Here is a 14,991-nt window from a genome sequence, read left to right on the forward strand (position 1 = left end):
AAAGAAACTATTGCTAAGATAATTTCCATATTTTAACATCTCAAACTATTCAACTTTAATCAACTATCTTTGCAGAAAAAACAGAAAAGATGACTCGTATCATTTTACTCACGCTTGTTATTGGAATTATTATTTATTTCTCCCCTCAAATTGGACTTTTCCAATATATCCACCCACAGAAGTGGATTATCCTATCCTTCTTTTTTGCTATTGCATATTTCAACCATATTTTGATGCAATTTGGCTTTGCCAAAAACCGTGAAAACTTCGTCCAATTCTATCTGGGGAGCATTGTAAGCCGCCTTGTCCTCAGCCTTGTGTTCATTGGCACATTCGCATATTTGGGTACTCCAGACATCAATCTTTTCATCATTAACTTTTTTGTACTCTATTTATGTTACACAGGTTTTGAAATATTCGGATTGTATCGTAACTTGCGACACTTTTCATAGGGAATGCAACCATTTTAATTATAAGTAGTTGACAATCAATACGAAGACACAAAACCACCAGTAAGACAAATTTCAATAATCAACCATATACTTCCAAGAAGCCGTGATGAAGAAAGTGTATTTTTCAAATATTTTTGCTTTTTTATTTTTAATTTCAAGCACCCTTTTTGCTCAGGAACACCATGCAGATTCAACTGCTGAACACGTTACTACTGAAGCTATTTCGACAGAAATTACCGCTCATGCAGAAGGAGAAGGACACGGCGAAGAAGCCGAACCTTTCAACCCTGGCAAGATGATGTTGGAACACATCGCTGATGAACACGAATGGCATTTTGCTACTGCTGGACATACACATTATTCTATTCCTCTACCTTGTATTGTTTGGAATAAAGGAGGATTAAAATTTTTCTCTTCAAATAGATTTAAGAACGAACACCACGAAAATACTGCTTCTTATGAAGGTTTAAAATTAGAAGAAGGTAAAATTATTGCAGAAGATGGTTCATTTGTTTTAGACTTATCTATCACTAAAAACGTAGCATCACTATTAATTAGCCTTGTTCTTTTGCTTAGTATTTTCTTTACAATCGCCAAATCATACAAAGAGCGTTCTGGTAAAGCTCCTAAAGGATTACAATCTTTATTTGAGCCAATCATCGTTTTTATTCGTGATGAAGTAGCCAAGCAAAATATTGGCGAAAAACACTACAAACGCTTTACTCCATATTTGCTTACAGTATTCTTCTTTATCTGGTTTAACAATATGTTAGGCTTATTACCAGGTAGTGCAAACGTTACAGGTAATATCGCTGTTACTTTAGTATTAGCACTTATTGCGTTCTTCGTAACTAACTTAAATGGTAGAAGTACCTATTGGGGACACATTTTCGCTATGCCAGGTGTTCCAAAATGGTTATTGATTCTTTTAACACCAGTAGAAATTATAGGCGTATTCATGAAGCCGATTTCATTAATGATTCGTCTTTTTGCAAATATCACTGCTGGTCACTTAATTCTTTTGAGTTTAATTGCTATCATCTTTATTTTCAAAAGCTTAGGTGTTGCTGCTATTGCAGTTCCATTCTCAGTTTTCATGAATTTAATTGAGATATTAGTAGCATTTTTACAAGCGTTCATCTTTACTGTATTGACTTCAACTTATATTGGTTCAGCAGTAGAAGAAGGACATCACTAAGATTTTTTGCCTGAGGATATTCACTCATTCAAAACAATCAAAATTTCATTCGTATTTTTCAAATTAATAAATATAAACAATTATGTCAATGTTATTAGAAGTTTCTCAAGCTTTAGGTTTAGCTGGTATTGGTGCAGGTTTAACAGCAATCGGTGCAGGTTTAGGTATCGGTAAAATCGGTGGTTCTGCTATGGAAGCAATCGCTCGTCAACCTGAAGCATCAGGAAAAATTCAAGGTGCGATGTTAATCGTTGCTGCATTCGTTGAAGCCGTTGCTCTTTTCTCAGCAGTAATCTGTTTGTTAGTAACTACAAAAGCGTAATTATTAACACCAATTAATCATTGTGGAGGTATTTAAACTTGCAAAAGAAATAGTCTCTGTAACATTTATCTCAAAAATGATTAATCAAAGTCATTACAATCAGCATACTACGCATTAGGCAGGTATGCTGATTTTTCAGTAAAAATTACTCTAATTTGAAAATTTGTAAAAGCTTTAATCAATATCCTTGATTCATTTTCACGTTTTCAAATTTTCAAATTGTTAAAATAATAAAACCATGTTAGTATCCATCTTAGAACCAGCCCTTGGTCTGATAATCTGGCAATTAGTAATTTTCGGAATATTGTTTTTCCTTTTAGCAAAATTTGCTTGGAAGCCAATCATGGGTGCATTACAAGAACGTGAAGCATCAATTGAAGATGCTTTATCTTTAGCAGCAAAAACTCGTCAAGAAATAACGGATTTAAAAGCTGGTAATGAACAACTTATTGCTGAAGCACGTGCTGAACGTGATAGAGTTTTGAAAGAAGCAAAAGATGCAGGAGATGCAATGATTGCCCAAGCAAAAGCTGACGCTCAAAAAGCAGGTGCTGAAGAAATTGAAAAAGCTCGTGCAGCTTTCAACCAAGAAAGAGCAAATGCAGTGGCAGCTTTGAGAAAAGAAACAGCAGCATTGTCGTTAGAAATCGCAGAAAAAGTTTTGCGTAACCAATTGTCAGACCGTACAGCTCAAGAAAACTTAGTTACAAGCCTTTTAGCTGACGCTAAGTTGAATTAGTGATTGGTTAATAGTTATTGACCACATTAATGATTGACAAATAAATACTCTGATGCTTTAAAGTTTAGTTAAAAATTGACTGTTGTTATTATTCGTGCTTTGACCTTATTTGTCGTTTATTAATTAGATGTACTGTCTAATAACCATTCACTAATAACCAATAACTTATAAAAACAACTGATAACTGTAAAAAAATGTCCCAACAAACAGTTGCCTTCAGATATGCTAAATCATTGTTAGACTTAGCAAAAGAAAGAAAAGTTGAAGATAAAGTATATGAAGATATGAAATTCTTCGGTCAAGTCTGCGATGATAATCATGATTTTTACCTGTTGTTGAAAAGTCCAATTGTATCACACTTTGATAAATTGACTATTCTACAAAAAATATTTACGGGTAAAGTTGATACTTCATCAATGTCTATCTTTGAAATTATTACAAAGAAGAATCGTGAAGAAATGCTTCCACATATTGCAGAAGATTATTTACGTCAATACGAACTATTGAAGGGTATTCAGAAAGCTTATGTTACTACTGCAACTCCTTTGACTGCTACTCAAAAAATTGAATTTCAGAAAATTGTAGCAGATGCTACTGGTAAAACAGTAGAAGTTGTAGAGAAAATTGACGAAAGCCTTATTGGTGGATACGTATTAACCGTAAATGACCGTCAAATTGATACTTCAGTGAAAACAAAATTGAATGAGTTGAAAATTAAGTTTTTAAACTAATTTTTATTCTTATCCTTTCGGTTTAGAACCCCACAAAAGAACTTGACTTTTGTGGGGTTTTTGGTTTATTTTACCCAAAAAAAGCATGAACATTCTTGACGAACTCAATCAAGTTTCCATTTTACAAGTTGCTGAAGACTTGGGCTTAGAAGTTCAGCGTCATCGCATGAAATGCCCATTCCATGAAGACGATACACCGTCGTTGGTGTTATATCCACACACCAATAGCTTCTATTGTTTTGGATGTGCAAAAACGGGAAACTCAATTACGTTATATTCTGAAATTAAGCATTTAGATATCAAAACTACCATCAATGAAATGGCAAGTGAATACGTGGTAGGTTTTCAGAAATACAAAACAAATAGTTATAAATCTCTTCCTAAAATTAATGTATTGAATGTTCCCGAAATACGGAATATTCAGGCAAAAGAAAAACCTATTGCAGAAATTCATTCGCAAATTTATGAAGCATTTAGGGATTTTTGTCTTCAACAAAAATCTAATGAAAACTCGCAAAAAGCACTCGAATACTTAAAACATAGAGGATTTACGGAGAAAACAATTAAAGATTTTAGATTATTTGCCATTAAAGATTATACCGAAGTGACATGGTATTTGAAACAGCGATTTTCTTATTTAGACTTACAAGAATCTGGGCTATATAATATCAAAAATAACCTCATTTTTTATGCTCACTCTTTAATTATTCCTTACTATCGAGGTGGGAGAATTGTCTATTTGCAGGGCAGAGTGATTGGAAAACCCGCAGAAGGTACAAACCGCTATTGTTTTTTGAATAATCAACCTTTAACACTTTTTAATTCTGACTCCTTATTGAAAGTCCGCATGGGAGAAACAGTATATGTGACGGAAGGAGCTTTTGATTGTATCAGACTTGTACAAGAAGGAAAAGTTGCCGTAAGTTTGGGAACAGCCAATATTTTCAAAAAAGAATGGGCAAAACTCTTCAAAAGAGTAAATGTTGTTTTCTATTTAGATAACGACAAAGCTGGACATAAAGCTGCCGACGAATTAGAAAAGATATTTAGTCACTTTAATATCTCTTGTTCACGAAAAAACCTACCCGATGAATATAAAGATGTAAACGATTATTACACAGGAAAATTAGGCAGTAATGAGCAATTAGGGCTTTTTTAGTAGCACACTTTCAATCTATTATAGACTAAAGTCTGTGTACTAATCAATCTAAATTTTTATAATATCGCATCATTTCATTATAGTTCATACCCATGGCTAAACCATGAACGGTCATCGTAATTCGTTTGGTTTTTGTTTCAATAGTTTTGGCTGATTCAATCCATTTTGAATAATAGTTTTGGTGACCTTTGGGCATTTTCAAGAAGATTTCTAAAGCTTTCGGTTCGTCTTCAAGGCAAATCATTAACTCCTCCGATTGTGGTAATTCATCGGTATCTTCTTCCAAATTTAGCGAAACCATTGCTCCTTCTTCTTTACAAATTCCCTTACGCATTCGTGCATTAATGGGAATAACAAAATCGCCTTCACCGATTGGAATTAATGCTACTAACTTTATACTAAAATTATCAATTGTTCCTTTAACACGATACCCTTTTTTAGTATTCGGTTTGATTTCTTGGGCAATATCGGCAGGAATATGAACATGAGTCCAACCCGTTTTTTCGCCTTTTTCGCCAAATTTTTGTAAGATTGTTTGAAACGCTACCATATTCTAATTTTTAATTGCTCTTCTGATGTTTTTTGTAGTATCGGCTTTATTTTTCTTGAAAAGTCCATCTAAAACGCTCTTTTTCTGCTCTTCTAAAATCTTCTTTGCTCGGTCGGCAGCCGCTTTTTTGATGCTATCTACGGTAGTTTTTGCTTTCGCCTCAATAGCCACTTTTTCTTTTTGTATTCTTGCCTCAATTTCTGCTTTCTTGGCATTGGCTTCATGTAGCAAACGTTCCTTTTCAACTTGTAATTTGGCTTCAGCTTCCTTTTTTAAACGGTCAGCTTCTTCTAAAGCTTTTGTTTTGGCAGCATCAATCTGTGCTTTTGCTTCGGCAACAACGGCATCTTTTAGTGAATTGGCGGTGCTACTACCTTTAAAACCAAAAATAGGATTTTTCACCGTTCCAGCTAATGATAAATCAAACTTTACACGGTCGGTTCCTTGTAAAGTTTTACCCGTCCATTTCTGAAAAATATTACTAAATGCTTCGCCAGTTTTACCAGCTGGAACATCTAATACCAAAGCATAATTCATTGACCCAACCAAGCCATGACGACCCGATGCAGTGATTTTATAATCATCGAATTTAATATCGAAAGGTTTCACGCCAAATGTCCCATCAACGATTTCAAATTGCATTAAAAGATTATTTAATTTGGTATCTTTCAACTTGGATAATTTCGTGGTTTCTACTAATTTTTGCACCAATGGATTATCCTGTGAGATTTCTCCTTTCAATATTTTCATCAATCCATCACCACTCAATGTATTGATTTTGGGCATCATATCCTGTCCTAATTCACCATTAATTTTAAATTTTGAATTTACTCCACCAATCAAATATTGAGCTACTGGCATTAAGTATTTAACAATATTGAGGTGTTGATAGGCTTGTGTAATTTCTACGTTTTCAAGGTTAAGAGCAAAGTCAAATTTTGGATGTGCTAAATCAGCAGAATTATATGTCCCATTCGTAATAAAATTGCCTCCAAGCGATTGAAACGCCACATTTTGCATTTTAACTGCTCCACTCCCAACGGTTAATAAACCCTTAATATTATTCATTTTCATATCATCATATAGCACCTCTCCTATTTCGGAATCCATTACAAAATCAATATTTTTAGGAATTTCTACGACTTCCAAATTACTCGAATTTGTACCGCCTGATGTAGGAGTTGGACTACTTTTCATCCACTCATTTACATTGAATTTCTGTGATTTCAATTTCATTTTTCCTTTCAACGATTCATCATTAAGCACATAAGCAATATAATTTGAGAATGTTCCAGAAGCATTAAAATCACTCGTCCCTAAATATCCACTCGAATTACTTACATTAATACTTTGTGGAGTAAAAGTCATATCAGCCGAAGTAACTTTAATGCCTTGTGGATAGGCTTTTGAAGCAAATTCTATTCCTTGAACTTTGGCTTTGCCATTGGTTGGCAGGTTGGTATAACGCTTCGCTTTTACGTCAGACATGGCTCCTTTCGTCGTGATATCGGCATCAATAATTCCCTTCAAAGTCATATCGGTTAAAGGATATATTTTGGTAATTTTTGTTAAATCAAGTTTGCCTTTTGCTCTAATGTCCCAATTGTAATTTTCAAAGTTTTGAATTATTCCATTTGCCGTAAAAGGCTCGCCATCAAGTACCATTCGGAGGTCTGCAATATTCAGTTTTGTAGAAGCCAAAGCTCCGTCTGTATTTAACAAGGTAGCTTTTACATTCAAATTCTGAATTGGTTCTGGAAATTTATCAGATTTGATAAACCCATTTGCCAAAGACATCACCGCATTTACTTGCGGAAATTGCTTCGTGAGGGTGTCATACGTTCCTTTCGCTTTTAAATTAATATCATACAAACCTCTCATTTCCAAGCCTTTCATCGGGAAAATCTGACTAATTTGGTGTAAATCTAATTTTGCCACAAGGTCAGCATCGATGAGTGATTTTTGTAGTCCTTTTATCAATATTTGCCCTTTAATTGGATTTGCTCCAAACTTTAAATCAATATTTCTAAAGTCTATTACGGTATTGTTTAGGTCATCCGTCATATTTTGGATATTCAAAGTAATATTAATATCTTTTACCGAAGTAGGCATTTCAGCATATTGAAACATTCCATTACGTATCTCTATTCCATTTGAAAATGAAGGAAATTTTGTGGCGTTTTTTGTTCCTTTTATTATTCCGCCTAAAACCACATTTCCATCCGCTTTTAAGTCTTTAAACTTATCCGTATAAATATTTGGCACTAAGGAAAGCAGATTTTTGAAGGTATTTTCGGGAGAAGAATACGTTAAATCCATGACAATATTAGAAGTGTCAGGTGTGGCTATTGAACCTGCAAAATTTAAAATCAAGTCATTGATTTTAAATACATTATCTTTAAATATATACGTTTTATGAACTTGGTCAATATGTATATTTATATCTGCGGATAGTTTTTTATCGTTTAAATAATTCGTTCCACCATACTCAATTATTGCGTTTTCAATTTCTGTTTTGGTCACTAAATCATAAACATTGGCACTTATATCGCCAGAGCCTTCGTGAATAATATTTTTTAATGAAACATAAGCATCTTTCAAACGGTCATCATATACAATTTGTCCATTATTTATCTTCCAAGATTGAACGTTTACCTTAAAATTACTATTCTCCTTACTTTCTTCTTTTTGAACTTCCAATGAATCCGTTTTATAAATATCATAGTTTGAAGAACCATCTCGAAGCGTTTTTATCAGGATTTTGGGAGATTCTAATGCAATGGCATGAACGTCTATTTTATCGCCCGAAAGAATGGATTTCACATCAACGGAAACTAAAAACTCCTTTGCTTGAACAAGTGTATCTGCTCTAAATGGAGCATGACCAACTACTCCAAAATCAGATAATGAAAGGGTTAATTCTGGAAAATGTTTAATTAACGAAATGTCAAAATTATTATAATAAACCTTCGCATTTATCTTCTTCGCAATCTCCTGATTAACTTTTGCTTGGATTTTATCTTTGAAAAAGTAAGGTACAGCAAGGACAATTCCTGCCATTAAAGCAATAATAGAGACGATAAGGATTAAGACTTTTTTCATTTATATTCTGAGGTTTGGCTATTGTAAGTAACGCTAAAGTTATATAAATTTTTGGTTCGATTATCGGATAAATTACATTTTTCAATATTCTGTATCTTAGTGTATTTTCACTTCTAAAATACTAAAAACAAAAAGGTACATACCAAAAATATGTACCTTCTAATGATTTTTTTTATTGACATGGCCTTAAGGGCTGATAACCTCAGTAGATAAGTTTACTGGATTTTGCGTTTTTTTCCTTTCTGAAAACAAGTAATTAAAGCTTTTTGTGTAAAGAATACTTGCTCCACCCGCCGTAAAAGTTTGGCTGTTACTCAACGAACCAAGCCCTAAAGTGGTTTGTAAATTTCGGTTATACGTTTTCAATCGGAGGCTACCATCTCGGGTAATGTACCACTCCAAAGCCCAGTCTCCAATGAGTGATTGGGCGTTTGTTTGATTAGTCAAAGTAGTAAATCCGCCACTTCGAGTAATTCTGAAACGGTCATTGAAATTATAGGAAAGTCGAAGCTGGAGATTATTGATTAAGTCCTGATTCAAAGCCGTTCCATTCACTGAAAAATCGACATTTAGATTTGGGTCAATCTGTGAGAAAACGTTACTAATTTGATTAGAAAGTAATTCAGAAAGGCTACTAACCAAGTTTATAGAAGCAAATGCCCCTGCGTTTTGTGGCAACATTGAGTTCAATAATAATACATTACTCACCTGACGATTTAGCTCTTGTTCGTCCGTTCTAATTCTATTTTCAAAGGCAGTCACTCCCGAATTAAAATCTGGATTTTGAGGATAATCGTGCATTTTCATGTTGAAACTAATGGTAGGTTGCAACAATCTATCCTTTAAATTTATGGTCACATCCACAGGGTAACGACGCAAATATTCGGCTTTATTTCTGAACTCATTTCCTCTTCGAGAAGTATCAATCACCGAACCCAAATAACTAAGATTTTGTGTATAAGTAGCCTGAATATCCACAATGGCTTCGTAAGGACTGCCAGACCACGAAATTTTACTTCCTCGGTTGATATTAAACTTTTTGTTTAGGATATTTTGGAAGGTAAAAGTATAATCTCCACGCTCAATATTATAGTCGCCTGTCATGTCAAAACCTCCACGAGTATCTACTTTTAGGTTAATTTTCCCCGACCCATTGGCACGCATAATATCGCCAGTCTGTTTATCAAATTGAACTTCTCCATAAGCATCAGGAGTCAATTCAAAATTGAAATCCATTTTAATTCCACTCGTGCTTACTTGTGAAACCGCCTGTTTTTTATCGACTGAATCTTTCTTAACAATCGCACTCAAAAACTCTATATCTTCTTGATTTCCAGCATCCTGAGCCTTATCAAGTGGAATATACAAACGTGTTCCTCTATCACTTCTCACGTCAGCATCAATGCTCAAATTATCAAATGTCCCGCCTAAATTCAATCTTCCTGTTGCGTAAGCGGTTCCATAATACAAATCGTTGTCACGACGAACAGTGTTTAATATTTTAAAACGATTTAAGTCAGCCGCCAACTGAACGCTAAAAGTTTTGTCACCATCATAAAAAACGCTTCCTTTCAACGTTCCTTTATTTCCTTCGTCATCGGTAAGACGCAAAGCTTTCGCTCTAATTTCGTCAGGTTCAAAGGTGATTTTATCTTCAAAATTCAAGACCGCTTTTAAATAATCGAAGAATAAAGTCCCTCTTCTAATATCAATTGCTCCTTCAACAATTGGGTGCGAAGGTTTACCCGAAATTTTAAGTGTACCATCGGCAGTTCCACCCAATTTAGAGAATAATCCTTTGGTAAATGGCTCTAAAATCTGAAGATTGGTTTGGCTCAAAGTAGCTAATAACCCTAGAGAGTTATCGACATTTTTGGGGTCATAAATCCCCTGAACGGTCAAAATTTTGGTGTTTAGACGTTCCAAAGAATAATCCAGATTTAAGAGTTGCCTTTCATTGTCAAAAACGCCATTTCCTGAGATATTTCCAATTAAAAAATCATCAACCGACAAGCCTTCTATCTTCAAATTACTCTCAGCATTGACATTTTTATAGATATTTTTCAATTCAACTTCTCCATTTACTAATCCCTTCAAATTCAAGGAAATTAGTGGTGCAAGGGTTTCTAATTTAAAGTTTTTTGCTCTAAATTTTAACGGTTTTAGAGAATCTTGAGAAACAACTCCATCCAATGAAACAAATTGCTCTAAATTATTGATAATCAAACCTTTTGAGGTCAATTCATTACCAACAATTGTCAATAAATTATCAGGGTTTACTGTCCAATTTTGGTCAAGCAATTTGAATTTTGAGCGTTTAAATTGCAATTCTAAACCATCTTGAATAAAACGTAAAGTTCCGTTCAAATTAGCTTTATTGGTTGTTCCAGACTGCTTTAATCCACTCGTGAAAGCAATGCGGTCTTTCTCCCAAGAAGCTTCTGCTTCAAGGTCTTCAGTGGGAGCAAGAATATTCATTTTTTGATTTTTAGAATTCAAAATCAAGGATGCTAAAACTTCTGGATTATTGTAGAATTTAGAAGAATTGAGGTCAATTTCGGATTTATAAAAACGGTATTTATCACTCAATAAAAGCGTATCTACTTTAGAACTGAGCGAGAAAACGGAGGTATTTCCGATGCCAAAAGAACCTTCAATTAAAGTCTTTTTAGAAACGTGTCCTTCGGGATAAACGAAAGCTAAAACTGGGTCAAAATTCTTCAAAAAGAACTGATAATCAATGCTATAATTTGACGGAACGATTGGAGATTTCTTGGCATAATAAGCATTTCGAGTTGCTTCGTCACCTGTGAAGTAAATTTTATATTCTTCCACCAACGTTTTCAAATCTTTGATAGCTTGCGAGGGTTGAAATTTACCTGTAAAATTGACATTCACTAAATCGGATAAAAGTGCCAAACGACGTGCATTTTCATTGATTTCAGAAATAAGTTGCAAGGAATCAAGAACGATATTTTTCTTATCAAGTGTCAGATAAAAATTCAAGAAATTGGCTCTTCCAATCAAATTATCCAATTGTTTTCCTCTGAATTGTACGTCAAGAATGGTAGAAACTCGTAAATCTTCTTTAGAAAAATTAAGGTTTTTCAGATTGGCTTTTGAAAGTTTCCCCAATAAATCAACTTGGTCTTTTCCTTCTCGTAAATCCACTTTTCCGAACAAATCAAAAGTCAAATTGGTGTCTTTTACGGCTACTCTCCCATCAAATAACTCCTTTGAAAGCTTTCCATTAATATAAATATTTTTATAATTATAGCTGTTATAAGCAATTTGTTTTACCGTTCCATCAAAATCTAAAATTGCATCTTTGATTGATAAACCTTGTCCTTTTACTTTGCCAGAAAGCGTCAAATCGCCCAAAGTTCCAGCATCTTCAATGAGTTTTCCGAGTTTAAAATTATCTAATTTCAACGAGCCATCATACGAAGAGTTAGCAGAATTAGGTTTCAAAATCATGGCTAAATCGACATCGACTTTTCCTAAGTCTGACTCCATCAGACCTGTCGTTTTGAAATTGGAAGTCGTGCCTTTAAACGTTCCATCAAACATTACATGACCAAATTTTGCCAAAGTTGCCGTTGGCTCTTTTCCTATATACTTCTCTAAATCAGCCACTTGCACATACGATTTTCGCATTTTCAAGTCCATCATTGTTTTAGGAATATTCGGTAAACCTTTAAATGCAAAATCTCCTTTCAGCTTAGATTTTGTGCCAAAATACAAATCAAAATTTTGGAGTTTAAAGTCATTAACCGTTCCGTCAAATTTACCGTTGAGATAGTACGTGTCTTTGTAATTGTACATATCATTCACGATACGAGCAATGTCACTCGCCACCACTACCGACGAATCGAAATCGGCTTGCATTCGTACTTTTGAATTCCAATATTTAAAATCCTTCTGACTTTTAAAGGACATTCTAATTTTATTTCTAACAACGGTATTATTGACTTTTAGCAATAAATCATCAAAACGCATTTGCGTATCTGAGATTAAGAAATTGGTTTTCAGCGTTTTAATTCTAAAATCAGAAAAACGGTCATACGCCCGCAAAACGGTATAAAATGCTACGGTATCACGAATCAAGGTAAAATCTTTGAGGTGGGCGTTGAGGTCGTTTAGCGTAAAATGATAATGGTCGAAAGAACGGCGGTCGTTCATGTACGGCTCAGTTTCATCGTCCATACGTAAAGTTCCATCTACAATATCAGCTTCTGAAATGATAAAAGGTGTTGGGGTAGATTTAGGTTTGGGTGTTGGCGAAGCAGCTAATTTATTAATTCTTCGGATAAATTCATCAATATTCAAATCACCGTTTTTATCAGTAACTAACTTAACCACAGGATGATACAAACGAACATAGTCTAAGCGAGTTTTGGTAGAATCACCTTCTACTCCCAACAATGGAACGGTTAAATTCAACAATCTCCCAGCATCAAAATCAACATCAAGTTTTTCAATATCAAGCATTTGATGTCCTTGATAATCCTTCACACGCACACCTTCGAGGGTGGCTTCATCAAAAAAACGAATGGTTACTTTATCAATTTCGATGGGATAACCCAGTTTTTGGGAAATAATTGGGGCATAATATTGAGCTAAACGAGTCTGAACGTAAGAATTACGAGCTAAAAAAACTACCAAAACTGCAAACAAAAGCAATCCTATAATTGAATATAAGACAGTTTTTGTGAATATTTTGGATATTTTTATGAGCATTTTTTTGGTTTTGGCACGCAGATGACGATTTAGACCACAGATTTAACAGATTATACTGATTATCACTGATTTTTTAAAAGTGATTCTGATAAAGATTTTTTGTGGTCATTTGTAAAAATTTCATTCTGCTGATTTATGATAAGTCTACATTTCAAATCTTAATCAGCGAAAATCTGTTCAATCCGTAACATCAGTGGTCTATTTCATAAAGGTTAACAGATTGTGTCAAGATGATTTTGATAACGATTTTTTTCGGTCATTTGTAAATATTTTTCTTCTTATCTGAGGTTTTAACCCAAAGTTTAATAGTAATCCAACTTCCATAGCCGTTGCTTTCAAATAATTTAGTAGTTGAGCTTCATGTTTTTCCTCAAGTCCATTTGAAGATTTCAGTTCCAAAATTACTAACTCATTAACAACCATATCTGCATAATAATCGCCTACCTGTTTTCCTTGAAAAAATACCTTTATTTGCTTTTGTGGTTCTACTTTAAACCCTCTTGACATTAATTCAAGGTAAAGCGAGTTTTGATATACCTTTTCAAGAAAACCATAACCTAACTCATTATAAACAAAGTAAAAGGCATTGATAATTTCATCTGTTATTTCTTGATGTAGTAAGTCTGTATTTTCCATTTTCAAATCTTAATCGGTGAAAATCTGTTTAATCCGTAACATCAGTGGTCTATTTTGTGAAGCCATTAATTATCTTTGCACCATGACTATTTTAGCAATCGAATCTTCTTGTGATGACAGCTCAGCAGCTGTAATTATCAACGGCAAACTTTGTTCCAACATTGTGGCAAGTCAGGCTATTCACACAAAATGGGGAGGTGTTGTTCCCGAATTAGCAAGTCGGGCTCATCAGCAACATATTGTCCCTGTTGTGGCAGAAGCCCTCGAAAAAGCAAATATAACCAAAAACGACCTAAACGCCATTGCTTTTACTCGTGGCCCTGGTCTTTTAGGCTCTCTTTTGGTAGGAACTTCCTTTGCCAAAGCTCTTGCGATGGGGTTGAATATTCCTTTGATTGATGTTCACCACATGCAAGCCCACGTTTTGGCTCATTTTATTGATGAACCAAAACCAAATTTCCCATTTTTATGTCTCACCGTTAGTGGTGGACATACACAAATTGTTTTTGTTCGTTCAGCTTTAGATATGGAAATTATCGGCGAAACCCAAGATGATGCCGTAGGTGAAGCGTTTGACAAAACAGCGAAATTGCTCAATCTTCCGTACCCTGGAGGACCTCTAATTGATAAATATGCCAAAGAAGGAAATCCAAATCGCTTTGAATTTCCGATGGTAGAAATGCCCGCTTTAAACTTTTCTTTCTCTGGAATCAAAACGGCATTTTTATATTTCTTGCAAAAGGAAACGAAGAAAAATGCAAATTTCATTGAAGAAAACTTAGCCGATATTTGTGCTTCGATGCAAAATACTTTGATAAAAATCCTATTACAAAAACTAAGAAAAGCTTCAAGACAATATAAAATCAAGGAAATTGCTATTGCAGGTGGTGTTTCTGCCAATTCTGGATTAAGGGCTGAATTACAAAAATTAGGCGAAACCGAAAATTGGAATGTTTATATTCCTGCTTTTCAATATTGCACCGACAATGCAGGTATGATTGCGATGGCGGCACATTTCAAAGCTGAGGAAAAAATATTTTGTACTCAAGATGTCAGTCCATTGCCAAGAATGGCTTGGTAGTTTTTACATGATGAATTTCTGGTTGTCTGTACCATGACTTCAGGATTAAAATATTTTAAGATTGTTTATCAGAAAAACTCATTTCCCAAATCATAAAATGCTTCAATCCTAAAAATCACGGTTCAGATAAGACCATAAGTAATACCATAAAATAAAAAATGCCTAAATAATTCTTCTCTCATTGAATTTTATCGTAAGAACTCACGTTTTTTAATTAACTTTAATACTATTTCTCAATAATTTTATTGTTCGATTATCAGTAAATATCATATCAGTAACAA

The 14,991-nt window shown here is 34.2% G+C and carries 11 protein-coding genes; 7 read left to right on the top strand and 4 right to left on the bottom strand.

The annotated features are described in order from the left end of the window. Window positions 1-89: 89 nt before the first annotated feature. The 6 genes from VB796_RS08370 (at window position 90) to VB796_RS08395 (ending at window position 4,601) form a co-directional block, all read left to right on the top strand. A complete protein-coding gene (locus VB796_RS08370) occupies window positions 90-452 on the top strand; it encodes a hypothetical protein (protein WP_323346074.1) in 363 nt (120 codons plus the stop codon). A 106-nt stretch (window positions 453-558) separates the two neighbouring features. After that, entirely contained in the window at window positions 559-1,650 is a 1,092-nt protein-coding gene (gene atpB, locus VB796_RS08375; RefSeq protein ID WP_323346075.1) for a F0F1 ATP synthase subunit A, read from the top strand. A gap of 82 nt (window positions 1,651-1,732) precedes the next feature. After that, complete coding sequence (gene atpE / locus VB796_RS08380; RefSeq protein ID WP_323346076.1) at window positions 1,733-1,972, top strand: ATP synthase F0 subunit C; 240 nt, start codon at window positions 1,733-1,735, stop codon at window positions 1,970-1,972. A 238-nt stretch (window positions 1,973-2,210) separates the two neighbouring features. Next, on the top strand, window positions 2,211-2,711 hold the full coding sequence (atpF, locus tag VB796_RS08385; RefSeq protein WP_323346077.1) for a F0F1 ATP synthase subunit B: 501 nt from the start codon (window positions 2,211-2,213) through the stop codon (window positions 2,709-2,711). A gap of 194 nt (window positions 2,712-2,905) precedes the next feature. Continuing rightward, window positions 2,906-3,442 (top strand): ATP synthase F1 subunit delta, encoded by a 537-nt coding sequence (gene atpH, locus VB796_RS08390; protein WP_323346078.1) that lies wholly within the window; start codon window positions 2,906-2,908, stop codon window positions 3,440-3,442. A gap of 85 nt (window positions 3,443-3,527) precedes the next feature. Continuing rightward, on the top strand, window positions 3,528-4,601 hold the full coding sequence (locus tag VB796_RS08395; RefSeq protein WP_323346079.1) for a CHC2 zinc finger domain-containing protein: 1,074 nt from the start codon (window positions 3,528-3,530) through the stop codon (window positions 4,599-4,601). Window positions 4,602-4,644: 43 nt separating this feature from the next. On the opposite strand, the gene VB796_RS08400 is transcribed toward VB796_RS08395, so the two are convergent. The 4 genes from VB796_RS08400 to VB796_RS08415 form a co-directional block, all read right to left on the bottom strand. Then, window positions 4,645-5,151, bottom strand: coding sequence for a YdeI/OmpD-associated family protein (locus tag VB796_RS08400; protein WP_323346080.1), 507 nt, complete (start codon window positions 5,149-5,151; stop codon window positions 4,645-4,647). Between the two features lie 3 nt (window positions 5,152-5,154). Continuing rightward, on the bottom strand, window positions 5,155-8,253 hold the full coding sequence (locus tag VB796_RS08405) for an AsmA-like C-terminal region-containing protein (RefSeq protein WP_323346081.1): 3,099 nt from the start codon (window positions 8,251-8,253) through the stop codon (window positions 5,155-5,157). Window positions 8,254-8,439: 186 nt separating this feature from the next. Continuing rightward, complete coding sequence (locus VB796_RS08410) at window positions 8,440-12,993, bottom strand: translocation/assembly module TamB domain-containing protein (protein WP_323346082.1); 4,554 nt, start codon at window positions 12,991-12,993, stop codon at window positions 8,440-8,442. Between the two features lie 225 nt (window positions 12,994-13,218). Beyond that, the gene (locus tag VB796_RS08415) at window positions 13,219-13,629 is read right to left on the bottom strand and encodes a GxxExxY protein (protein ID WP_323346083.1); all 411 of its coding nucleotides are present in this window, start codon (window positions 13,627-13,629) and stop codon (window positions 13,219-13,221) included. A gap of 82 nt (window positions 13,630-13,711) precedes the next feature. Here VB796_RS08415 and tsaD point away from each other — a divergent pair, with 82 nt between their 5' ends. Further along, the gene (gene tsaD, locus VB796_RS08420; protein ID WP_323346084.1) at window positions 13,712-14,710 is read left to right on the top strand and encodes a tRNA (adenosine(37)-N6)-threonylcarbamoyltransferase complex transferase subunit TsaD; all 999 of its coding nucleotides are present in this window, start codon (window positions 13,712-13,714) and stop codon (window positions 14,708-14,710) included. Window positions 14,711-14,991 lie beyond the last annotated feature (281 nt).

The sequence above is a fragment of the Arcicella sp. LKC2W genome, from assembly GCF_034931005.1.
Classification (GTDB): Bacteria; Bacteroidota; Bacteroidia; order Cytophagales; family Spirosomataceae; genus Arcicella.

Bases quoted from the DNA above. Each gene is read 5' to 3' on its own strand.
- VB796_RS08370 (WP_323346074.1), top strand. From the start codon at position 90: ATGACTCGTATCATTTTACTCACGCTTGTTATTGGAATTATTATTTAT.
- atpF (WP_323346077.1), top strand. From the start codon at position 2,211: ATGTTAGTATCCATCTTAGAACCAGCCCTTGGTCTGATAATCTGGCAA.
- VB796_RS08405 (WP_323346081.1), bottom strand. From the start codon at position 8,253: ATGAAAAAAGTCTTAATCCTTATCGTCTCTATTATTGCTTTAATGGCA.
- atpH (WP_323346078.1), top strand. From the start codon at position 2,906: ATGTCCCAACAAACAGTTGCCTTCAGATATGCTAAATCATTGTTAGAC.
- atpB (WP_323346075.1), top strand. From the start codon at position 559: ATGAAGAAAGTGTATTTTTCAAATATTTTTGCTTTTTTATTTTTAATT.
- VB796_RS08400 (WP_323346080.1), bottom strand. From the start codon at position 5,151: ATGGTAGCGTTTCAAACAATCTTACAAAAATTTGGCGAAAAAGGCGAA.
- VB796_RS08410 (WP_323346082.1), bottom strand. From the start codon at position 12,993: ATGCTCATAAAAATATCCAAAATATTCACAAAAACTGTCTTATATTCA.
- VB796_RS08395 (WP_323346079.1), top strand. From the start codon at position 3,528: ATGAACATTCTTGACGAACTCAATCAAGTTTCCATTTTACAAGTTGCT.
- atpE (WP_323346076.1), top strand. From the start codon at position 1,733: ATGTCAATGTTATTAGAAGTTTCTCAAGCTTTAGGTTTAGCTGGTATT.
- VB796_RS08415 (WP_323346083.1), bottom strand. From the start codon at position 13,629: ATGGAAAATACAGACTTACTACATCAAGAAATAACAGATGAAATTATC.
- tsaD (WP_323346084.1), top strand. From the start codon at position 13,712: ATGACTATTTTAGCAATCGAATCTTCTTGTGATGACAGCTCAGCAGCT.